This is a genomic window from Steroidobacter agaridevorans, assembly GCF_009932555.1.
Lineage (GTDB): Bacteria > Pseudomonadota > Gammaproteobacteria > Steroidobacterales > Steroidobacteraceae > Steroidobacter > Steroidobacter agaridevorans.
In genome coordinates, this window is sequence record NZ_BLJO01000007.1 from 316,015 (window position 1) to 337,177 (window position 21,163).

Annotated in this window: 18 protein-coding genes and 1 pseudogene; 8 read left to right on the forward strand and 11 right to left on the reverse strand. The window is 62.8% G+C overall.

Annotated elements, in window-relative coordinates:
* Position 1: 1 nt before the first annotated feature.
* The 3 genes from GYH35_RS25010 to GYH35_RS25020 are packed head-to-tail and all read right to left on the reverse strand — an operon-like array spanning position 2 to position 2,810.
* Positions 2–724 (reverse strand): IclR family transcriptional regulator, encoded by a 723-nt coding sequence (locus GYH35_RS25010; RefSeq protein ID WP_161811723.1) that lies wholly within the window; start codon positions 722–724, stop codon positions 2–4.
* Between the two features lie 5 nt (positions 725–729).
* Positions 730–1,902 (reverse strand): mandelate racemase/muconate lactonizing enzyme family protein, encoded by a 1,173-nt coding sequence (locus tag GYH35_RS25015; RefSeq protein ID WP_161829799.1) that lies wholly within the window; start codon positions 1,900–1,902, stop codon positions 730–732.
* Positions 1,899–2,810 (reverse strand): dihydrodipicolinate synthase family protein, encoded by a 912-nt coding sequence (locus tag GYH35_RS25020; RefSeq protein ID WP_161829800.1) that lies wholly within the window; start codon positions 2,808–2,810, stop codon positions 1,899–1,901. Before GYH35_RS25020 ends, GYH35_RS25015 begins: the two co-directional genes overlap by 4 nt.
* A gap of 230 nt (positions 2,811–3,040) precedes the next feature.
* On the opposite strand from GYH35_RS25020, the gene GYH35_RS25025 reads away from it, so the two are divergent.
* From GYH35_RS25025 to GYH35_RS25055, 7 genes are read left to right on the forward strand one after another with little or no spacing between them, the layout of a single operon-like run.
* Complete coding sequence (locus tag GYH35_RS25025; protein ID WP_161829801.1) at positions 3,041–5,686, forward strand: TonB-dependent receptor; 2,646 nt, start codon at positions 3,041–3,043, stop codon at positions 5,684–5,686.
* A 12-nt stretch (positions 5,687–5,698) separates the two neighbouring features.
* Entirely contained in the window at positions 5,699–6,430 is a 732-nt protein-coding gene (locus GYH35_RS25030; RefSeq protein WP_161811719.1) for an SDR family NAD(P)-dependent oxidoreductase, read from the forward strand.
* A complete protein-coding gene (locus GYH35_RS25035) occupies positions 6,414–7,328 on the forward strand; it encodes a 2-dehydro-3-deoxygalactonokinase (RefSeq protein WP_161829802.1) in 915 nt (304 codons plus the stop codon). Before GYH35_RS25030 ends, GYH35_RS25035 begins: the two co-directional genes overlap by 17 nt.
* On the forward strand, positions 7,321–8,187 hold the full coding sequence (locus GYH35_RS25040) for an SMP-30/gluconolactonase/LRE family protein (protein ID WP_161829803.1): 867 nt from the start codon (positions 7,321–7,323) through the stop codon (positions 8,185–8,187). Before GYH35_RS25035 ends, GYH35_RS25040 begins: the two co-directional genes overlap by 8 nt.
* Positions 8,184–9,167: a glycoside hydrolase family 88 protein gene (locus GYH35_RS25045; RefSeq protein WP_161829804.1), complete on the forward strand. Its 984-nt coding sequence runs from the start codon at positions 8,184–8,186 to the stop codon at positions 9,165–9,167. The genes GYH35_RS25040 and GYH35_RS25045 overlap by 4 nt, the downstream gene beginning before the upstream one ends.
* Positions 9,164–10,372, forward strand: coding sequence for a mandelate racemase/muconate lactonizing enzyme family protein (locus tag GYH35_RS25050; RefSeq protein WP_161829805.1), 1,209 nt, complete (start codon positions 9,164–9,166; stop codon positions 10,370–10,372). The genes GYH35_RS25045 and GYH35_RS25050 overlap by 4 nt, the downstream gene beginning before the upstream one ends.
* Before the next feature lie 60 nt (positions 10,373–10,432).
* Complete coding sequence (locus GYH35_RS25055; RefSeq protein WP_161829806.1) at positions 10,433–13,252, forward strand: glycoside hydrolase family 88 protein; 2,820 nt, start codon at positions 10,433–10,435, stop codon at positions 13,250–13,252.
* 12 nt (positions 13,253–13,264) lie between these two features.
* Here the strand turns inward: GYH35_RS25055 and GYH35_RS25060 are convergent, their stop codons facing one another.
* The 8 genes from GYH35_RS25060 to GYH35_RS25095 all read right to left on the reverse strand — a co-directional run bounded on the left by GYH35_RS25060 (position 13,265) and on the right by GYH35_RS25095 (position 19,969).
* On the reverse strand, positions 13,265–14,338 hold the full coding sequence (locus GYH35_RS25060) for an alpha/beta fold hydrolase (protein ID WP_161829807.1): 1,074 nt from the start codon (positions 14,336–14,338) through the stop codon (positions 13,265–13,267).
* 91 nt (positions 14,339–14,429) lie between these two features.
* Positions 14,430–15,257 (reverse strand): alpha/beta fold hydrolase, encoded by an 828-nt coding sequence (locus GYH35_RS25065; protein ID WP_161811712.1) that lies wholly within the window; start codon positions 15,255–15,257, stop codon positions 14,430–14,432.
* A 155-nt stretch (positions 15,258–15,412) separates the two neighbouring features.
* Complete coding sequence (locus GYH35_RS25070) at positions 15,413–16,108, reverse strand: DUF1223 domain-containing protein (RefSeq protein WP_161811711.1); 696 nt, start codon at positions 16,106–16,108, stop codon at positions 15,413–15,415.
* The gene (locus GYH35_RS25075; protein WP_202624658.1) at positions 16,105–16,716 is read right to left on the reverse strand and encodes a sugar transferase; all 612 of its coding nucleotides are present in this window, start codon (positions 16,714–16,716) and stop codon (positions 16,105–16,107) included. The genes GYH35_RS25070 and GYH35_RS25075 overlap by 4 nt, the downstream gene beginning before the upstream one ends.
* On the reverse strand, positions 16,716–18,263 hold the full coding sequence (locus GYH35_RS25080; protein ID WP_161829808.1) for a B12-binding domain-containing radical SAM protein: 1,548 nt from the start codon (positions 18,261–18,263) through the stop codon (positions 16,716–16,718). Before GYH35_RS25080 ends, GYH35_RS25075 begins: the two co-directional genes overlap by 1 nt.
* A complete protein-coding gene (gene uppS / locus GYH35_RS25085) occupies positions 18,256–18,963 on the reverse strand; it encodes a polyprenyl diphosphate synthase (RefSeq protein ID WP_161829809.1) in 708 nt (235 codons plus the stop codon). The genes GYH35_RS25080 and uppS overlap by 8 nt, the downstream gene beginning before the upstream one ends.
* A 39-nt stretch (positions 18,964–19,002) precedes the next feature.
* Entirely contained in the window at positions 19,003–19,389 is a 387-nt protein-coding gene (locus GYH35_RS25090) for a winged helix-turn-helix domain-containing protein (protein WP_161829810.1), read from the reverse strand.
* The gene (locus GYH35_RS25095) at positions 19,379–19,969 is read right to left on the reverse strand and encodes a hypothetical protein (RefSeq protein ID WP_161829811.1); all 591 of its coding nucleotides are present in this window, start codon (positions 19,967–19,969) and stop codon (positions 19,379–19,381) included. The genes GYH35_RS25090 and GYH35_RS25095 overlap by 11 nt, the downstream gene beginning before the upstream one ends.
* Before the next feature lie 175 nt (positions 19,970–20,144).
* Between GYH35_RS25095 and GYH35_RS25100 the strand changes: the two are divergent.
* Positions 20,145–21,163, forward strand: a pseudogene (locus GYH35_RS25100) (hypothetical protein); the annotation flags it as partial.

Sequence of the window (21,163 nt, forward strand, 5' to 3'; positions counted from 1 at the left end):
TCTATCCGCCGATTTCGTTAGCCGCTGCACGCAGCGCATCCACGAGGGGCGCTGTCGCAGCTTCGGGAATCCAACCTGACATCGCGACGCCGGCATGAGCAGGGTCGCCCGTCGACACCGCGACCACGTGATGATCGCGGGCGTCCGCAACGTGCACGCGCGCATAACCCAAGCGACGCACTTCAGCGAGCTTCGCCAGCAGCTGATCGATGCCTTCCGGAAACATCGGGATCTCGCGATCCTTGTACAGCTCGCGCACTTCGTCGTCTTCGTGCTCGGACAACAACACGATGCCGATGCCGCTGGTCGTCGCCGGCAACAAGCCGATACGACCGAGGCCGCGCGACGCTTCGATACCCGGAGGCGCGTGGAACAGATAACTCACATTGTCCTGCCACAGCACGCCCAACGCGACGGTGTGACCGAAGCGCCGCAAGCCTTCCAGCACCGGCAGAGCGTTGCGAATCAGGCCGGACGCGAACAAGCTCTGCGCCGCCAACACGTGCATGCCCGGGCCGGCGGTGTACTTGCGATCGGCGGTCTGGCGCGCGATGCCCAGATAGGCGAGCGTCTTGAGCAGACGGTTCACCTTCACCGCATCGATGTCCAGCCGGCGCGCCAGCTCGCGAGACCCGACCGGATCGGGTGAAGTCGCCAGCGCTTGCAGGGTCGCGATGCCGTCGATCAGGCTTTTGTTGGGCTGGGCGTTGAGTTTGGGTCGCATCGCCATCAGCCTGCGATCCGCTCCGCAAAATCCCACAACCGAGCATTCGGCGCGGCGCCCAGTCCAGGCGCGGTCGGCAGCAGATAAGCGCCGTCCGCGTAGCCCATGTCGCTATCCAATAGCTGCAGATTTCTTTCGAACACCGAGTGCTGCCATTCATGTTTCCACAGAGGGCGCAATGTTGCCGACACCTGCAGGCTGGCCGCAAGAAACAAACCGGTGCCGATGGTGGCGTGAGGCGCAATCGCCGCGCCCCGCTCCGCCGCCAGTGCCGCGATCCGGCGGAATTGAGTGATGCCGGTGTGGCCCATCTCCGGCTGGAGAATGGCCAAGGGCCCTGCGGCGAGCCGATTGGCTGCTTCATACGCCGTGTACCACTCTTCGCCCGCGGCCACGGCGATCCGGCTTTCGCGCGCGACCCGAGCCAGGCCGACCTGATCCTCGGGTTTGACCGGCGCTTCGACGAAGAACGGCCGATGCGGCTCGAGCGCAGCGATCAACTCGAGCGCTTCGTCAGCAGTGAACTTCCAGTGCAGGTCGACCATGATCTGCGCATCCGGCCCGAGCGCCGCGCGCAGCGCCGCCATTTCCGCCACGATGCCTTCATGACTGACGACCGCGGCGAACTTGAATGCTCGATGTCCCGCTGCGTACTTTTCTTTGGCAAGCGAAACGCGCTCCTCCAGCGTCGCCGCCGGCAGGCCCGATAGATAACCCGGCACGGTCGCATTCACCGTCGGTCCGAGCAGATCGCGAATCGGCACGCCCCGCTGCTTGCCGTACAGATCCCACAGCGCGATATCGATCGCGGCAATCGCATCGACATGGAAGCCGCCACTGCAGCCGCGAACACGCATCAATCCGTAAAGCTCATCCCAGACTTGTTCGACGTCTGCGGGATTGGCGCCGATGGCCACCGGCGCCAGCAGATCGTTGACGATCTCGCAGGTCGCGCGCGGCGCGCAGATGCCGTAGGTTTCGCCCCAGCCCACCGATCCATCGTCGCAGGTCACCTTGACGACGATGGAACGATCGACGGTCGGATAGATCGTGCCGTTGCCCCGACGCACCACGTAACCGCGCGAATTGACGCTCTCCCCCGGCGCCAGCGGCCCGAGATAAGGCGTGTCACGCGGGATGGTGACGATGAACGTTTCGACCGACGCGACTCGACTCACTTGCCAGCAACCTCGGGCGGCAGCAGATCGGCCAGCCGCTTCAACAACGCATCCAGCTCCACTCGATCGAAACGATCGAGCTCCGGCCCGGGCGCGCGCACGAACGTATTCTCGATCAGGCCACGGCGCTTGAGCACTTCCTTGGTCAGCCGCCAGCGGAAGATGGCCTGCATATTCAGCAGCGGCAAGGTGCGCTCGAACAGATCGCGCGCCGCCCGCTCTTCGCCGTGCAGGAATTTATCGAACATCGCGACGTGCAGCTCGCTGATCTCACAAGCTGGCATCGTGCCCTTCGCGCCGCGCGTCAACTCGTCGATGACGTAGCGAGCGCCAGCACCGCCAAACACGGCAAGCAGCGAATCGCCGGCCAGGTCCGTCAATTGCGTGATGCGCTGACCCGACGGCGGCGCCTCTTCCTTCACGTAACGGATGCCCTCTACCTCGCGCGCCAACACGGCCACCTTGTCGAGCGACAAGCCAATGCCCATCGGCGCGGGCGCGTTTTGCAACATGATGTCGATGCCCGAGCCGGCATGGACATCGCGAAAGAAATCCCGCATGCCCGCCGGATCTTCGGCGAAGACCTTCGGCGTGAGCACCATCGACGCGACCGCGCCCGCCTTCGCACCAGCCGCGGCATAGGCGACGGCATCGTCCGTCTTCACGGCGCTCGCGCCGACGATGAATGGCACGCGGCCGCCAATCCACTGGCCGATCAACTGCGTCATATGCAGTCGCTCATCGCGGCTGAGCATGTCGTACTCGCTCGCGAGCCCGGGGAACACGATGCCCTGGGCGCCCGAGGCGACGATGTAATCCACCACCCGACGCGTCCCGACTTCGTCGATCTCGCCCGAGGCTCTGAAGATGGTGGGAAGGATCGGCAGCACGCCGCGCACGATCGCCATAACCGGAATTCTCCTGTCGGACGGTCGTCGACCGCCCAAAGTGTTGCTATATGTGTAAGCGTCTCTTCCTGGCCGGCGGATGTCAATGGGAGAATTTGTCGGATTTAACGCAATCCTGGCGATTCACTGCGGCTTGATTTGAAATCGATGTTGCTATATTAGTATCACCTAGAACGACGCCGCACATTCACTCATCGGCCCGCGGCGCGCCATGGTTAGGGGGATTGGTCATGACGAGGAAGCTGAAGAATCGGTTCGTTTGTGGTCTGGCGGCGCTCAGCCCGACGCTGCTGGTCGCGCCGGTTTACGCGCAGTCCACCGCTCCGGCGGGCGATGGCGTCGAAGAAGTCGTCGTCACCGGCATTCGCGAGAGCTTGAACCGGGCGCGCGACATCAAGCGAGAGTCGACCCAGATCGTCGATGCCATCGTCGCCGACGACATCGGCAAACTTCCGGACCGCAACGTCGCCGAATCGCTGGCCCGCGTGTCCGGCGTGCAAGTGGATCGCGGCATCGCTGAAGGCACCAGCGTCTCGGTGCGCGGCCTTCGTCAGAACGTTTACTTGTACAACGGCCGCCAGATCGTCGACCCGACCGGTCGCGGCGGCAACGGTCTCGATACGCTCGGCAGCTCGACGTACGGTTTGCTGTCCCTCGTGCCCTCCGAGCTGATCTCACGTTTGGAACTGACCAAGCTCGCGAGCGCCGATCAGATCGATGGCGCGCTCGGCGGCATCGTCGACGTGCAGACCCGCAAGCCGCTCGAAGGCCCGGATCAGATCGCGGCCAAAGTCGGCGGCACTTATTACGATCAAGCCTCGGAAGACGGTTACGACGCGTTCGCGCTGGCCTCTCATAAGTTCGCGGGCGATACGCTCGGCGTCCTGGTCTCCGCCTCGTTCAATCGTCGCAATCTGTCGCAGGAAGGTCTCGATACGTTCTCGGGCTACTCGCGCTTCACCGACAGCACCGGCACCGTCCGCTTCGGCAATGCCGATGCCCGTCCCGAAGAAATCGCCGAGACCCGCAAGAACGTCGGCCTCTCCGGCATGGTGCAGTGGCAGCCCGCCGATGGCGTCGAGCTCACCGCCGACACCTTTTATTCCGAGCTCGATTCCGACCGGAATCGCTGGTGGCTGTCGTTCACTCCCACCGCCGGGCTGAGCAACGCCGAGTATTCGCCGAACAACATCCTGCTGAGGGGCCGCGCCACCGGACCGGTGCTGACCAACACGGAGTTCCTCGATACCGAAGCCAGCATCTGGTCCTCGGCCCTGAGCGGCAAGTTCGACATCAACGACCGGCTGCGCGCCAGCGCCGAACTGGCGTACACCGAGTCGGAATCGACCGCGCACCAGATCTATTTCCGCTTGCAGCCCGTCGTCGGCATCACGCCCACGGTGGATTTCGACTTCACCGCCGGCGACCTCGGCTCCTATCAGATCAACGGCATCGACCTGACCGACCCCAATCAGCTGCGCTACACGATCCTGTTCGACAACTTATATGACGTCCGCAGCGAAGACACCGCCGCGCGCACCGACTGGACTTACGATGTGGATGCCGGCGCGCTGAGGTCGATCAGCGTCGGCGCCCGCTACGAAAACATCGACTCCGAGCAGAACCCGCTGCGCGCCGACATCCGCCCGACCGGCGGCATTCCGGCAAGCGCCCTCTCTTCTTATTTGACGATGCATTCCAACCCTGGCTTTGCCAGCGGCGAATTCGAGGGGCTGCCGCGCTCTTACCTGACCGCCAACCCGTCCGTCAGCAGTTGCTCGGCCTTCAGCGACGTGCCGGCGATTTCTCAGAACGCGCAGTGTCTCGACCCGCGCAACAACACCAACGCGTTGTCGAGCACGTTCGAGATCAAAGAGAAGTTCACGTCGGCGTACACCAAGCTCGATTTCGGCACCGAACTCGGCTCGGCGAACCTGAGCGGCAACATCGGCGTGCGTTATCTGCATCGCGAGCTGGAATCCATCGGCAATCAGATCGCCCCGACCGGCGGCGCCACCGCCAGCACGTTCGAACGCAACGACAGCGACTTCCTGCCCTCCGCGGTCACGAAGCTCGAACTCACTGACGACCTGGTGTTCCGACTCGGCGCGGCCCGCGTGATCGCCTATCCGAACACGGCCGACCTCAACAGCGGCGTCACACTCGCGAACAACGCGGTGTTCGTCGATGGCGTGCAAACGGTGCTCGGCACCGGCAACGGCGGCGCGCCGGACCTGGATCCGTTCAAGGCCGATCAGGCCGATCTGTCCGCCGAATACTATTTCGGCGAGCAGGCGCTGGTGTCGCTGGGCCTGTTCTACAAGGATGTGTCGACCTTCATCATCCAGCAGCAGAGCCCCGAGACCTACGGCGGCGTCAATTACCTGGTGAACCGCAAGGTCAACGGCGAAGGCGCCGAAGTCAAAGGCGTCGAGATGCTGGTGCAGCTGCCGTTCTACTTCCTGCCCGAGGCGTTCGATGGCTTCGGCATCATCGCCAGCTACTCCTATATCGACTCCAGCACCCCGATCAAAGACGTGGCCGGGCGAGTGCTGCCGCTGCCGGGCCTGTCGCCGAACAACGTGAACTTCGTCGGCTACTTCGAGCGCGGGCCGTTCAGCGCCCGTCTCGCCTACAACTGGCGCGATGACTATCTGGTCGGTCTGTCGGCGGCGGCCACGGGCATCTACAACAGCCCGTACACCGACCTGTCGGCCACGCTGCGTTACGACGTGAGCGATGCCGTCTCGCTGGGCTTCGAAGCGAACAACCTTCTCGACGAGAAGCAACGGACTTACGATGGCGTCGACGAGGCGCTGCGCACCAACTTGTTCTTCGGGAGAATCTACAAGGCCAGCGTCAGCTTGAAATTCTGACGGAGGTTTGCCTTGAAGACTCTGAGCGGGCATGTGGCGCTGGTGACCGGCGCCGCGAGCGGAATCGGCGCGGCCATCGTCGCCCGCCTCCAGGCGGAAGGCGCACGCGTCGCCGGGCTGGATGTGAAGCCGGGCGCTGTCAGCGATCTCAATCTGATCGCTGACATGCGCTCCACTCCTGCGCTCGAAGCGGCCGTGGCCCAGGCAACGAAATCGCTGGGAGCGCCGGACATCCTGGTGCACGCCGCGGCAGCGAGTTTTCCGGGCGGCGTGTTCGATACGGATCCGCAAACGTTTCTGGACCTGTACGACGTGAACGTCGTCGGCGCGGTGCGGCTGTTGCAGCTGTGCACGCCAGGAATGTCGCCTCTGGGCGGGGCGGTGGTCTTTTTGTCTTCGATCAACGCCGACTACGCCACACCGACGCTCGCTGCTTATGCCGCGACCAAAGCGGCCCTCAACAATCTGGTGAAGACCGCGGCGCTCGAGCTTGCACCGAGCAAGATCAGGGTGAATGCGATCGCGCCCGCCAGCATCGACACTCCCCTGCTTCGCGAGTCGTTCGCTCGCACCGCCGATCCCGAGGAAGCCCGGATTAAAAACGTCGCGCGTCATCCGCTGGGACGATTGGGGAGCGCCGAGGAAGTGGCCGAGTTGGTTTTGTTTCTAGCATCCGATCGCGCGCAATGGATCACCGGGTCCGTTTATCCGATCGACGGAGGAGCCGGTGTCACAAGACGATAAAACGTTCGTTGGCGTGAATTGGGGCAGTACGAACTTTCGTGCTTATCTGATTGGCGTTGACGGTTCAGCGGTCGATGAGTACTCCGCACCTGCTGGTGTGGTCAACCTCGATCGCAGTGGGATGGCGGCTACTATGGATGCGCTCGCCGTGCGCTGGCCGAACAGCGGCCCGGTGTACGCGTCCGGCATGATTGGATCGAATGTCGGCTGGAAAGAAGTTCCTTACGCGGAAGCGCCGGCTGGTTGTGCGGATCTCGCCTCCGCTGCCGTTGCGACTGAGATTGGCAGCGTGCCGGTTCACATCGTTCCTGGCATCACCTGCCGCCGCAGCTTCGACGGCGAGCCCGACATTCTGCGCGGCGAAGAAATCGAGATGATGGGTCTTGCTTCGCTCGGCACGGTCGACGGTTGGGTCGCGCTTCCCGGCACACATACCAAATGGGCGCGACTCGAGCAGGGCCGAGTCGTCGAGTTCTTCACCAGCATGTCCGGCGAAATCTTCGACCGGCTGACGGCGAAGGGGCTGCTCGCTTCCATCGTCGAGGGCGAGGCGCAGGATGGGCCGGTGTTTCTCAAAGGTGTCGCCGCGGGTCGTGCGCGCAAGTTGAGTCTGGGCACCTTGTTGTTTGGTGCGCGGGCGAAGGTCGTGAGAGGGTTTCTGTCCAAGCCGGATGCCGCTTCGTACATTCGCGGCTTGTTGATCGGCTCGGAGATCGCCGATGCCATGGCTGTGTATCCCACGGCGGGCGATGCGGTCGTTCCTTTGGTCGGTAGTCGCGTGGTGTGTGCGCTCTATGCGAGCGCACTGAATGCAGCCGGCATTTCCAGCGCGATCGTCGATTCACGCATCGCCTGCTTGCGCGGGTTCACGGCGCTTCATGAGTTGCGTCATGGCTGAGAATTCGATTGTCGCTCGCCTGGTCTGCGACGCTGGCGCGGCGATCGGCGAATCGCCGGCGTGGCAGGGCGACAGCGCGTGGTGGACCGACCCGGTGTCGCGGCGGCTGCTGCACTGGATCGATGGGCATACCGCGCGCCAGACGGGCGCTGACTCGAACGGCCATCTCGAATCCATCGCGATGCCTTCCTCTGTCTGGTCGCTAGCCTCGTTGCCGGATGGAACATTGGCCGGCGCCCTCGACGACCGCTTCTGCTCGCTTTCGCCGAGCGGCGAGATCGCCGCCGGGCCGGCCGCGACCATCGACGCCGGCTGTCGCTTCAATGACATGACGACGGACGCCAACGGCGGGCTCTGGGTCGGCATGATGCATCGGGGCATTCTCGCCACACGCGGCGCGATCTTTTATGCGCCTTCGCTAAATGAAGCACCGAAGCGCGTCGCCTCCGGTCTCGGCGTGCCAAACGGAATGAAGCTCTCCGCTGATGGCCGAACGCTCTTTGTCGTCGATACGCTCGAGCGCACCCTGCTCGCCTATCCGGTCGACGGCGGCACGCTGGGCGAACCCGTGATCGTCAGCGACTTCCTCGGTCTGGCCGGCAAACCGGACGGAATGACACTCGCGCCGGATGGAACATTCTGGGTCGCGATGTGGGGCGGCAGCAGCGTCGTGCAACTCGCCCGCGACGGCGCTTACTTGCAACGAATCGACGTGCCCGCCCCTCACATCAGCAGTGTCTGCTTCGCTGGACCGAATCGATTGTTGGTCACGACGTCGCGAATGCGGCTCAGCCCGCAAGCGCTGCTCGATCATCCAGGCTCGGGCGCCCTGTTCGAGATATTGCTGGAATGCCCATGACGCGTGACTTACTAAAGGCGGCGGCGTCCGTCACCATGCGCTGGAACTATCGCGTCTGGGGATTCGGCGAGGCCATCGCTCTGCGTGGACTACTGCGGGCGGGCGATGTGCTCGGCGATGCGACACCGTTCGGCTTCGTTCACGGAATCCTGCGCAGCTGGTTGGGCAAAGGCGTCGCGCGTAGCAACGAAGATCACGTCGGCGCCGGTCGCGAACTGATCGCGCTCTATCAACGAACGCAGGACGAACAATTCCTCGACGCCGCGCGAAAACTCGCCGCACTCAACGCGAGCTTCCCAGCCGGTGCAACCGGCGAGCGATATCACCGCGGCGACACGCCGGGCTGGCGCTGGCAGATCTGGGTCGATTGCATGGACGTCGACGGCCCCTTCCTGGCCGCCCTCGCTCACGCAACCGGCGACCACCAATACTTCGATCAAGCTGTCGGCGAGCTACTCGGCTACGCACGCACGCTGCAAACAGACAACGGCCTGCTCTTCCACGGTTTCGAGCGTTACTGCGGAAGGAACGGCGAACTCTGGGCGCGCGGCAATGGCTGGGCACTGATGGGCCTGGTCGACACCCTGATCCTGCTGCCGCAAACCCATCGCGCCTGGAACGAACTGCAACAGCGAACAGTCGCACTCGCCGACGCGCTCGCCGACTCGCAAGACGCGAGCGGCATGTGGCACACCGTCATCAACGACAGCGGGACCTATCTCGAATCGACGCTCGCGACAATGGCCGCATATGCGCTGCCTGAGGCTTTCAAGCACGGCGTGCTCGATTCATCCCGCTATGAAGAGATGGAGCGCAAGGCTCGCGCCGCCATGCACTCGCAAATCAAAGACGGCACGTTGCAACTCGTCAGCGATGCAACGCCCGTCGGCGCGCGAGCCGTCTATGCAACCCGGCCGTTCGGCACGTTCCCGTGGGGTCAAGGACCGCTGCTGCTCGCCCTGTGTCAGGAGGCCGAATGAAAATCGTCAAAGTCGAAGCGTTCCCGATTCAAGCGGAACCCATCGACAGCCGCAGCTACTGGGGCAGCCGCGCTTGGGGCGCGGAGCGTGCCGCAGGCCAGGCGGAGCTCTCGACTGAATATCCCGTCCCGCTGCGAAGAAAGTTTGTTTATTCACGAACCATCGACACCGTCATCGTCCGCATCGAAACCGACAGCGGCCACGTTGGCTGGGGCGAAGCGAAAGCTCCGGTCGCGCCGCAGGCCACGGCGAAGATCGTCGATCTGCTGCTCAAAGATATTCTGATCGGCGCCGATCCCCGCGACGTGCTCGTGCTCTGGGAACGAATGTATGCGGGCATGCGGGTCCGCGGACACCGCGCCGGCTTCTATATCGAAGCGATCGCGGGAGTCGACATCGCGCTGTGGGACCTGGCGGGTCAAGCCGCCGGCGCCCCTATCTCAACCTTGCTCGGCGGCAAAATGCGGGAAAGCGTGCGCGTTTATGCCTCGGGCATTCCCTCGCTCCCCCTGGAGGCGCCCGATGAAGCCATCGCAGAGCTGGTTGAAGAAGCACGGTCACTTCGAGCCGCGGGTTACACCGGCGTCAAAATGGCGATCGGCCGCGGCGTGCGCGGCGACTTACGGGCGATCCGGGCGATCCGCGATGGAGTCGGTGACGATTTCACCATCTACGCCGACGCCGCGGGTGTTTATTCGCGCGCCGATGCGATGCGGCTCGGCGAAGCGATGGAAGAGCTGGGCGTCGGATTCTTCGAAATGCCGATTCCTCCCGAAGACGTCGAAGGGTATGCGGCGCTGGCGCAACGCCTGAGCATTCCCATCGCGCTGGATTCGATCATGAGCCGGCACGAAACCGTCGAGCTGATCCGCAACCGCGCAATCGACATTGTGCAGCCGGATGTTTGCCGAGCCGGCGGCATCACCGAATGCCGACGCATCGCCGAGCTAGCCGATTGCTTCGGCCTCGCCTTCCAGCCGCATGTGAGCATCGGATCGGCAGTGCACGTTGCCGCCAGCGCGCATCTGGCCGTGGCCATGCCGAACAGCATCGTGTGCGAATACTGGATCGGCAAGAACCCGATCGGCGCCGGGATTGCAGCCACACCTGCGGAAGTGAAGAACGGTTATTTGTTTGCGCCAAGTGGCGCCGGCCTGGGCATCGGCCTGAACGCCGAACAACTGCTCCGACACGCGGCGAAATAACTCGCCGGCGTTTGATTCCGACAAGGCCGTCGCGGACGGCCACAACGATGAGGATGAGGGATGAACGGCACTCGCGATCTGATCCGCTCCGTATTGTTTCTTGCTGCGTGCATCGCTAGCGCCGCTGAAGCTTCGTCCACTGCGTCGTATGAGCTGAAGCCTGCGCCGAACAATGCAGTCACCGTCGAACGAGCCGGCAAGCGCGCGGTATATCAGCCGGTCTTCACCGTCATCAAAGCTACGTCCGATCCGAAGCTCAGACTGTCGGGCTTTGCTTCGACACCCGGCGAAAGCCTCGAAGGCGTGAATGTGGAGAATTACCCTCTGCCGCGTTGGCGAGCCGCCAGCGGCGAGGGCAACACTGACATTGTTTACGAAGCCGGAGCGGTCACCGACGTGCGCGCAACCAGCAGCCGCGCTCTGGACAACGGCGGCACAGCGTGGACCTTCGCCGCCAACCCTGATTTCACGTTGGAAGCCGAAGTGCGTCCGGTCCCTGGCGAAGCGCCACGCATCTCCTGGAAGTTCACTGCACGTACACCTGGCTGGTACACCGTTGGCTACACCGGCGCGCCGGCGAGCAATCCAGCCGGCGACGACGGCTTTCTGCAACCCCTCATCTGGCAAGAGAAACGTTTCCCTCGCGCTCCGTTGATGACTGCAGAGAGCATGGGTGGCTTGCCGCTTACGCTGGTAACGCGCGATGGCGTGACTCGCGGCCTCAGCGTCGATCCGGCCGAAAGCCCCTATCGGTTGCCAACCATCGCGAATGCCCGCTTCGGCGTGATGCTTCGTAATCCCAAAGGCGAGGCACAACCCACCGCCTTCGCGCCGCTGCTGGGACAAACCGATTCGCACTTCGACGCCGGCCAGAGCGCAACCTTCTCGGTGCGGCCGCTACTGGTCAGCGGCGATTGGTATCAAGCGTTCACCGAAGCGGCGCGCAGCTTGTTCGGCTTCAATGACTATCGTCAGAACTTCGAGCAGTCGTTGAACGCCACCATCGATACGATGACCGAGTTCGCCATGGACGACGTGCACGCGGGCTGGGACGCCGATCTGCGCGGCTTCGACTACAACACCGACGTGAAAGGCACGGTGAAAGTCGTCTCGGCGCTGCACCCCCTCGCCACCTCGCTCATTCAGGACGACCCCGAGGTATATCGCCTGCGCGCCCTGCCGATCACCGAATTCCTGATGTCGCGCACGAAGTATCTCTATAACACTCTGCCGGATAGCCACGGTCAGAACGCCGCACGCGATATGAAAGGGCCGGCGGCCGAGGTCTCGGAATTGGCCGAGCTGTATCAAATGTCGCACGGGCAAAGCCCGGTGTTCCGTCACTATGCACTCGAGCTCGCCGGCAAGCCGCGCCAGCTGAATCTGCTGATGGTCAGCGATGGCGCGACCTTCTGGGACAAGCTCGCACTGTACCGGCTGACCGGCGACAAAACGCACCTCAACGCCGCGCGCTCCATCGCGGACAAGTACATCAAAGCTCGCATCAATACGCCGCAACGTGACTTCAGCGATGTTCGTCTCGAGACCGGCGGCCAGTTCTGGTCCGACTTCGCGCCGAAGTTCGTCGAGCTGTTCGAGCTGTGGCAGGAAACCAAGGAGCCGCGCTATCTCGCCGCCGCTCAAGCTGGCGCACGCACCTACGCAAGTTATGCCTGGTACTACCCGCGCGTGCCCGGTGGCGAGATCACGGTGGATCGCGGCGGCGCTGCGCCGGTTGGGTACTTCATGGCCGGCCCCGATTCGCCGGGCATTCCCACACCGGAGATTACACTGCCTGCGTGGCAAGTGTCGCAGGTCGGCCTGACGCCGGAAGCGCAGACCACCTATCACCTCAATCCCGCTACGTTCCTTGCACATCACGCTGCATACGAGCTGCGTATCGCTGCGGCGGCGAACGATTCGTTCCTGCACGACGCGGCTCGCTCGGCGATTGTCGGCCGTTACAAGAGCTTTCCCGGCTACGACATCAATGTGACGTTCTCGAACGTCTATGCCCGCAGCGATTATCTGCAGCGTCCGTTCTCGAATCTCACCTACAACGAGGTGTACTTCAACCACGTCTGGCCGCACATCGCGCTGCTGACCGATTATTTGATGTCCGATTTCGAGACGCGCTCGAAAGGCGCTATCGAATTCCCGGCCCGCTACGCGCAGGGCTACGCGTATCTGCGCAGCAAAGTGTATGGGGATCGTCCCGGCAAGTTCATGGGTGACGACAACGTCCGTTTGTGGATGCCGCGGCGCCTCATCACGAGCAGCGATCCGCAGGCCAACTACCTGACCGGCTACGGCAACGATCGTTTCTACCTCGCACTCAGCAACGAGTCGCCCGACGCGCGCAAAGTCACCGTGACCTTGGATCGCGAGCGCGTACCTTATGAGCCTGGTCGAGAATACAGCGCCCGAGTTTGGGTCGACGGCAAACCCGCGGGCACAACCACAGTGGTGAACGGCTCGGTGACGCTGCCGCTTTCACCGAAAGGACTGACTGCAATCGCCGTGGACGGCTTGCCGGTGTTCACACGCCTGCACACCGACTACTTCAATGCTCAGCAGGCCGCGCCCAGCGACAAGGGCTTCAGGACCGATCAGACGCCGGTTGGAAACGCCACAGCGATGTTCCTTTCGTTCGCCGGCCGGCACGACTTCTATCTCTGGACTGGCGCGTCGGACAGCGATGTGAAGTCGGCGCGCGTCACGCTGAAGAACGGCAAGTCCGAGCGCACATTGGTCGACCAACGCCATCCCTTCGAATTCAGCACGCCGGCCGGCGACGCGAAGGCGATGGAATATCACCTGGAGTTCGTCCGCACCGACGGCACGGTCGTCGATGGCGGCCGGCATTCGATCGAACGCTAAGAGCAGGAGCGCCTAACGGCGCTCCGTCTCTTTCAGCAGCGCGGCGAGGTGCTGATCCCACACCTTCGCTATCGTGTGCGTTCCGTGCCCCACCGTCTCCGGCCCCAGCGGAATGACGATCGCCTTACCCTTCGGCACGCGCTTGATCTCGCGCTCGAGGATCTGCAACTCCGGCGGATTGATCAGATCGTCCGCCGAGTTGATCGCCAGCAGCGGGACCTTGATCTTCTCCAGCCCGGGCGCCGGATCGTAGTCCCGCGAAGCAGAGACTTGATAGAGCAGGTCGTTGGCGTCGGCAGTCTTCAGTGCGTCGCTCACATACTTATCGAGCACTTCGTCACTCTTCTGCAGCGTCGGCATCTGTTGCTGACGGATCACCGGGTTGCTGCCCATCAGGAACAGCATCTGTTCCGCCGTCCGCAATGAAGGCGGCTGCTGCTTGTAATTGCCCTGCTGCCACTCCGGATCGTTACGAATCGCGTCGATGACCACGCGGCGCCAGACGCGATTGCGACCGGAGATCGGCCCCGGCAGGCTGGCCAGCGGCATGAGCGCATCCATGAAGTCCGGATACAGTTCGCCCCACATCCAGGTCTGCATGCCGCCCATCGACGTGCCCATCGCCAGTCGCAGATGATTGACGCCCAGTTCCTGCAACAGCCGATGCTGGGCCTCGACCATGTCGCGATAACCGTACTTCGGAAAGCCGGCTCGCAGTCCGTCGCTGGGCTTGCTGGATTTGCCGTGACCGATGCCATCGGGCAGGACGATGAAATATTTCGTTGCATCCAGCACGCCACCCGCACGAAACAGTCGCTCGGAGAAATCGGCGCGCAAAAATTGAGCGCCACTGCCGCCCGTGCCATGCATGACCAGCACGGCGTTCTTCGCCTTGCCCTGCGCGTCACGTTCGAGCTTGCCGACCGTCCGGTAGTGCAACCGCAGCTCGGGCAGCACTTCGTTCGACTCGAAGCGGAAATTCTTGACGACGACGTCGCCTTCGACCGGCGCGGGGAAACTCGTCTGCGCCCAGGCGCCCGGCAATACGGACAAGCTCAGCAGTAACAACAATCCGACTCGGATCATGGGGATGCTCCATTGGGAACTCGCAAGCATCCCCTATCGTGCCGGTCTCGCCCCCGCCGTGGCAATGACCGCCGTCAGCTCACCCGTCGACTCACTTGCGAATGAACGCCAGCAAGTCCTCGTTGACGATGTCCGCGTGAGTCGTGCACATGCCGTGCGGCAGGCCCGGATACACCTTCAGCGTGCCGTTCTTCAGCAGCTTCGACGACAGCAGCGCCGAATCCGCGATCGGCACGATCTGATCGTCGTCGCCGTGCATGACGAACACCGGGCACTCGATCTTCTTCAGGTCCTCGGTGAAGTCGGTCTCCGAGAACGCCTTGATGCAATCGTAGTGCGGCTTGATGCCGCCCATCATGCCCTGGCGCCACCAGTTGTCGATCACGCCCTGGAGCACCTTCGCGCCCGGGCGGTTGAAGCTGTAGAACGGACCCGCAGGAATATCGATGTAAAGCTGCGCCCGGTTCGCCGCGAGAGCCGCACGATAACCATCGAACGCTTCCAGCGGCGTTCCGCCTGGATTCTTGTCCGACTTCACCATGACCGGCGGAACGGCGCCGATCAGCACGGCCTTCGCCACCCGCCCGTCGCCGCCATAGCGCGCCACGTAGCGCGTGACTTCGCCACCGCCGGTCGAGTGACCGATGTGAATCGCGCCCTTGATGCCGAGATGATCCATCAAGGCAGCAACGTCGGCCGCGTAGGTGTCCATTTCGTTACCGTCGACGGTTTGCGAGGAGCGCCCGTGACCGCGCCGATCGTGCGCGATGACTCGATAACCTTTGTTCAAGAAGAACATCATCTGGGCATCCCAGTCGTCCGCGCTCAGCGGCCAGCCGTGATGGAATACCAATGGCTGTCCCTTGCCCCAGTCTTTGTAGAAGATTTCGGTGCCGTCTTTGACTGTGAACGTGCTCATGAATAACTACCTTGCGCAGTTGGAAGGAGAAATGCGATCGACAGGCTAATGGCCGCGCACCCGACGTACATCTATCCGATGCGTTAGATCGACGTCCCTCTTTTGGGGTAGGCGCGGGCAGGGCCGCACACTACATGCTGAGAGTTTGGTCCGACTCAGTGCAAAGTGAAGGACGCCGCGCCCGCGACCGCACCCTGATTCTTTCGTTGCAGGATCACGGCCACCGCGCTCGCATCGCGCGGCAGTTCCGCCAGCGGCGCGACCATCCGCTGTGGTTTACCATTCCAGGTGCCGAGTTTCTTGAACGAACGCACCACATTGAAATGCTTCAGCGTGCGGTGCGCGTTCTCACCGCCGTCGATCCGGTCTGTCGCCTCCTTCAGATAGCTGACCAGAAACACGTCCATGGATTCCCGCCAGGCTTCGAGGAAGTAGATGTACAGACTATTGCCTTCCTTAGACAGCGACATTCGCAGCGCATCCCGATCGCCCGCGACCGCCTTTTCCACTGCCGTTCGATTCGAGCCGACCAGACTGGTATCGCCGCTGACGACGATCTGCGGGGTGAAGGCGCCCGATTTCTCCAGCCGCCGGACGTAGCCGCGCTGTCGTAGCGTCGCTTCTGGAAGCGAGAACCGGTCCTGCCAGCCCCGGTCGTCCCAATAGTCGACGTGATAGGCCAGCGCGATGACGCCGGGCCGCCTGGCGAGCTCACCTATCAATACATCCGCCGGCGGACACGAGCTGCAGCCCTGCGAGGTAAACAGCTCCACCACGACGGGTTGCGCGAATGCGACCGCCGACCCGACCAGGCCAAGCAACGCCAGCCACGCTCTGATGATGATGCTCACGAATCCGATTCCGTGATCCCCTGCCGGTCACTCAACGCTCGATGCGGGCGCCTTGTTGCATGGGGCCGCATCCACCCGCGAACGGTGGATTTGCCCGCGATATTGATCAGGAAAGACAGCACGATTATCCAAATATCGAGCAGCGCACTCTGCCGGTGCAAATAGAGGCGATCCAGACGCGAGCTGTGCCGGGCGCTGCGCCCGCCCACAATCTGTGCAACGCCGGTAATGCCCGGTTTTGCGGCAAACCGCCAGTCGTGGCGATCGGACGACCAGTCGAGCCGCACGATGTCCTCGGCCGTCAGCGGACGCGGGCCGACGATACTCATCTCACCGCGCAAAACATTCACGAACTGCAGTAGCTCATCCAGTCCAGTGTGCCGAAGCCAGCGACCCACGCGTGTCACCGCTCCGCCCTCCATGGTGCGAAACTTCAGAATACGAAATGTCCGGCGCGCCCGGCCAATTCGGATCTGAGTGAAGAATGGCGAATGGCTGTCCTCCAACCAGATCGCCAGCGCGACGACCGCAACGACCGGCGCAAACCCGATGCAAGCCAGAAGCGCGAACGCCAGGTCCACTGCGCGCTTGCCCTGGTACGCGATCATCACACACCAGGGCTCACGTACTGGCTCGCCCGCTGTGAAACCCGAGCAGCATCGTCCAGGACCATCCGTTCCAGTCTCGAGCGGAACTTCAGGTGACGCCGGCGAGAGTGCTCGATGAGGGGGCGCCACACCGCGCCCGTCAAGCGATGTTTGATCAGTAAATGCCAGATGCGATTCGAACGCTTGTACAGATAGCTCATGCCCAGATACGACAGCACTGCACGCGGATCTTCCGGCCGACGACGCCAGATCGACGCATGCGAGAACAATCGGTCGTAGCACCACGCGTAGCCGCGATCGAGCTCCTCGACGCTCATGTGCTTCGGCTGAAACACGACATGCGCGGTGTCGTACTTGTCCCAGTCACGATGCAGGATGCGGTCGTCCGCTTCCAGCTGTCGAAAGAAGGGCGTGCCCGGATACGGCGTCAGGATATGAAACGTCGCGCACTCGAGCCGGTTCGACTCGATCCACTCCACCGTCCGCTCGAACACGTCGGGCCGGTCATGATCGAATCCCAGCACGAAACTGCCGTTCACCTGGATTCCGTATCGATGCAGTAGCGCGACCCGCCGCGCGTAATCGTCCGGCGCCGGCGAACGTTTACGCGCATCGCTCAAGTTGCCCTCATTGAGCGACTCGAAACCGACGAACACTCCCGTGCAACCGGACAGCGCCATCTCCCGAACAAGCGCTGGATCGTCCGTTACGTCGATGGTGACCGCCGCACTCCAGATGATTCCCAGCGGCTTCAAAGCCTCGCACAGACGCTTCAGGTAATCCGGCCGCGAGCCCAGATTGTTGTCGACGAAGACCGTGTACGGCTGACCGTCGGCCGCGATCTCCTCGACCACCTGCTGCACATCGCGCATCCGATAAGGCATGTGCAAACCATCGGTCGCGAGATAACAAAAGCCGCAGCGATTGTGACAGCCGCGAGTGGCGATCACGCTGGTCGTCGTAAGAAACGACTCGCGCGGCAACACGCGACGGCGAGGCGCCGGATCGAGCCGATACGCCCGTGCGTAGTTCGCCGTGTATCTCGGTCGTAAGGCGTCCCGTTCGATATCTTTCAGAATCTGCGGCCAAAGCTGCACGCCGTCGCCGACCGCAATGGCATGCGCGTGCGAGGCCGCTTCGTCAGGGCACGACAGCACATGCAAGCCACCCAGAATGACGATCGACCCTTGCATGCGATACCAACGCGCCAACTCATAAGCGCGCTTTGCAAATGTGAGATGCACCGTGATCCCGACGACGTGCGGCACCGGCTCGTGCGGTGGCGGGCCTTGGAGCAAATTCTCGTCCCAGTAACGAATTTCCCAATGCTCAGGCGTCGCACCGGCAAGGCTCGTCAATGCCAAGGTCGGCGTCAGAACATGCTTGCCATAACTGGCGCGTGGATCTTTGGCGTAGAACGGGTTGATGAGCAGCGCGAAATGTCGCCTCGGCGTCGCTTTCGTCACCGGCATCGGCAGCTCGGGCGCAAGTGCCATTTCCTCCGGCACTGGCGTCGCGCGCATCCGAACTGCTGAAAAGTCAGCCATGTTGAACCCCCGCCGCATCCGTCGTGCCGATGCTTCCAAAGCGTCGATCTCTGCGCGAGAACTCGGTGAGCGCCGCCGCGAAGTCTTCTTCGTCGAAGTCCGGCCACAATCGCGCAACGAAATGCAGCTCCGCGTACGCGCACTCCCATAACATGAAGTCGCTCATGCGCTGCTCGCCGCCCGTGCGGATCAACATGTCCACTTCGCCGACCGGAATGGCGTGATCGACTGCCGCCAACTGCCGCGCGAATCGTTGAGGATCGATCGCGACAGGCACATGCAGCGAATGACACACCTGCATCAAACTCCACTGCGCCGAGTAGTCGACCGCGATCCGCAAAGTCATTCGGGTGCAATACTCCGTGGCTTGTTCCGCTTCCTGGATGAGCGAGAGCAGTCGCGGATCGAGGCGATCGCGTCGCCCGATGACATTGAGTCGGATCGACTGTTCGACGCAGCGGCTGGTCTGCTCCTTCAAATAGCTGCGGAACAATCGGAACAATCCGCGCACCTCCGGCAGCGGCCGCTGCCAGTTCGCCTGCGAGAACGCGTAGAGAGTTAGAACATCGATACCGCTGCGCGCTGCTGCTGTGACCACGCGATCGACAGCCTGTGCACCGGCTCGATGTCCCGCCGGTCGCGGCAAGCCGCGCTGAGTTGCCCAGCGCCCATTGCCATCCATGATGATTGCCACATGCATTGCCGAGTACTCTACGTTACAGAGTGAATGGACGAAAAATCAGCCGCGGGTCGCGCGAATGACCGCCTCCACGTGATCGAGATAGCGATTCAGCGCTGCCCTGCCCTGCTCGGTGATCCGATAAGCCGTGCGCGGCCGGCGATCCTCGAACGATTTGGTGCAAGTCAGATAGCCGGCATCCTCGAGCTTGCGCGCATGCCCGCCGAGATTGCCGTCGCTGATGTTGAACAAGCTCTTGAGCTCGTTGAACGTCATTTCTTCGCGGACTGCGAGCGCACTCATGATGCCGAGCCGGACGCGTTCATAGATCAGACGCTCGAACTTCGACTCGCCGTCGTCGCGAGTCGTGGACGCCACGGTGGCGAGCTTGCGCTGTTGATGCGCGCTCGCGGTGGCGGGTGTGCGTGCTTTGGCTTTAGTGGCCATGGACGCCTCGCGCGATCAGAACTCCGAAAATAATATGCATTGCGCCGAATCCGAGGCCGAGCAGCGGAACTTGCAACTCCGGCGGACTCACGAGTGCGAGCAAGCCGAGCGCGACGAAACATCCCCCCATCCACCGCACGATGACCTTGGTGAATACGCCCGCTGAAATCAGCGCGCAGCCATACAACAGCAGCCAGATTCCGGGCGCAGCGCCGAGGTAATTCGCCTTCCACAACACGGCGGTCATCACCGCGCCCGCGAACAAACTCGGCGTCAGCCCCAGCAGAAGTTTGCGGCCCGGCTTGCCGGTGCCGACAAAAGACACCACCGATGCCGAGCGAGTCATCAGAAGTGCGCCGGCAAGCACGGCGATCGGCGCTGCGACCAACCAGATAGGGAACCAGTGGGATGCGAGATTCGGTATCAGCGACAACGCGGTCGCCGCTACACCAACGGCGCCCATGGCGATGCCCGCCGATCCCGGCACCGCCACACTGCCCGCCGCATCCATCGATTCGCGGATATAGCGCAGCGTCGCCATCGCATGGCTATCGAGACTGACGGTTTTCGCCGACGGCATGGCAATGGCCTCGCGGTAGTGCCCGACAAGTTACGAGCAGCGCCTCATGCCGTCAAGTACTCTGCAATACAGAGTTTGTGATGAATCATGGCAATGTCTGCCGACGACGACGAGGAACTTATTTGCCTCGCGGGTAACTTAAACTACTGTTCCTGTCCCGCGGAGCGCGTGGCGCGTGAAGTCGATACAACACCAATACGATGCCCTGGCAGCGCCGCCCGCGGAGACCGTCTCGAACAAAGTCATCGCGATCTCGGCGGCCTTGGTCGCAGTCGGCTACGCGTTGCTGGTCAGCTACCTCGATCCCGCCCTGCCCTGGCCAGTCAGTTTCTCGCGCGCCGAGCCCTGGACACTGGTGTTCTTGAATCTGGTTCCCGTGCTGATTCTGCACGTCGCTCTATTGATAGCGACGCGTCGGCTGGTGCTGTCCTGCTGGCTCACGGTGGTTGCGCTTGGCGCGCTCTACTTCATCAACTATGTGAAGCTCAAGGAGCTGGCGACGCCGCTGCTGCCGGACGACTTCCGGTTTCTGAAAGCCATCGGCGTCAACTACACCTTCTTCGCTCAGTATCTCGCGTCGTCACGCCTGCAACTGCTGTTCGCGACCGGTGTGCTCGCGATCACGCTGCTGTTATATCGCGAGCGGCCGATCGGCTCGATCAAGGGCGGCATCCGATGGGGCGCGGCGGCGCTGACCATCATCCTCTGGAGCACCCTCGTTCAAGGCAGCGCTCCCTGGAAAACGGTCTATTACCCCGGCCAACTGCAATTCGAACCGTGGGCGCCGCGCGATAGCGCCGCACGCACCGGCCTGATCGCCAATATGATTCTGTTGCATTGGGAGCTGCGCAGCGAGCCGGGCCTGCCACCGAGCATCGATGCATCGATCCAGCAGCTTCGCAACTACGACCTGATCTCTCCTCGCCCGATCGCACCGACGCGGACGCCGCTGCCCGACATCATCGTCGTCCAGAGCGAATCGTTGTTCGATGTCTCGCGATTGAAAGGCATCGACGCGGATGTCATGCCAGCGCTGCGTGCCGCGGCCAGCCGCGGCTGGTCCGGTGAGTTGCAGGTTCCGACTTTCGGCGGCGGCACGATACGAACCGAATTCGAATTCCTGACGGCGCTGCCGCTGGCGGCATTGCCGCAGTTGAGATATCCCTATCTGCAGCTGCCCCGCGGCGAAATTCC

Bases quoted from the DNA above. Each gene is read 5' to 3' on its own strand.
- GYH35_RS25010 (WP_161811723.1), bottom strand. From the start codon at position 724: ATGCGACCCAAACTCAACGCCCAGCCCAACAAAAGCCTGATCGACGGC.
- GYH35_RS25020 (WP_161829800.1), bottom strand. From the start codon at position 2,810: ATGGCGATCGTGCGCGGCGTGCTGCCGATCCTTCCCACCATCTTCAGA.
- GYH35_RS25025 (WP_161829801.1), top strand. From the start codon at position 3,041: ATGACGAGGAAGCTGAAGAATCGGTTCGTTTGTGGTCTGGCGGCGCTC.
- GYH35_RS25040 (WP_161829803.1), top strand. From the start codon at position 7,321: ATGGCTGAGAATTCGATTGTCGCTCGCCTGGTCTGCGACGCTGGCGCG.
- GYH35_RS25045 (WP_161829804.1), top strand. From the start codon at position 8,184: ATGACGCGTGACTTACTAAAGGCGGCGGCGTCCGTCACCATGCGCTGG.
- GYH35_RS25050 (WP_161829805.1), top strand. From the start codon at position 9,164: ATGAAAATCGTCAAAGTCGAAGCGTTCCCGATTCAAGCGGAACCCATC.
- GYH35_RS25055 (WP_161829806.1), top strand. From the start codon at position 10,433: ATGAACGGCACTCGCGATCTGATCCGCTCCGTATTGTTTCTTGCTGCG.
- GYH35_RS25060 (WP_161829807.1), bottom strand. From the start codon at position 14,338: ATGATCCGAGTCGGATTGTTGTTACTGCTGAGCTTGTCCGTATTGCCG.
- GYH35_RS25065 (WP_161811712.1), bottom strand. From the start codon at position 15,257: ATGAGCACGTTCACAGTCAAAGACGGCACCGAAATCTTCTACAAAGAC.
- GYH35_RS25075 (WP_202624658.1), bottom strand. From the start codon at position 16,716: ATGATCGCGTACCAGGGCAAGCGCGCAGTGGACCTGGCGTTCGCGCTT.
- GYH35_RS25080 (WP_161829808.1), bottom strand. From the start codon at position 18,263: ATGGCTGACTTTTCAGCAGTTCGGATGCGCGCGACGCCAGTGCCGGAG.
- uppS (WP_161829809.1), bottom strand. From the start codon at position 18,963: ATGCATGTGGCAATCATCATGGATGGCAATGGGCGCTGGGCAACTCAG.
- GYH35_RS25090 (WP_161829810.1), bottom strand. From the start codon at position 19,389: ATGGCCACTAAAGCCAAAGCACGCACACCCGCCACCGCGAGCGCGCAT.
- GYH35_RS25095 (WP_161829811.1), bottom strand. From the start codon at position 19,969: ATGCCGTCGGCGAAAACCGTCAGTCTCGATAGCCATGCGATGGCGACG.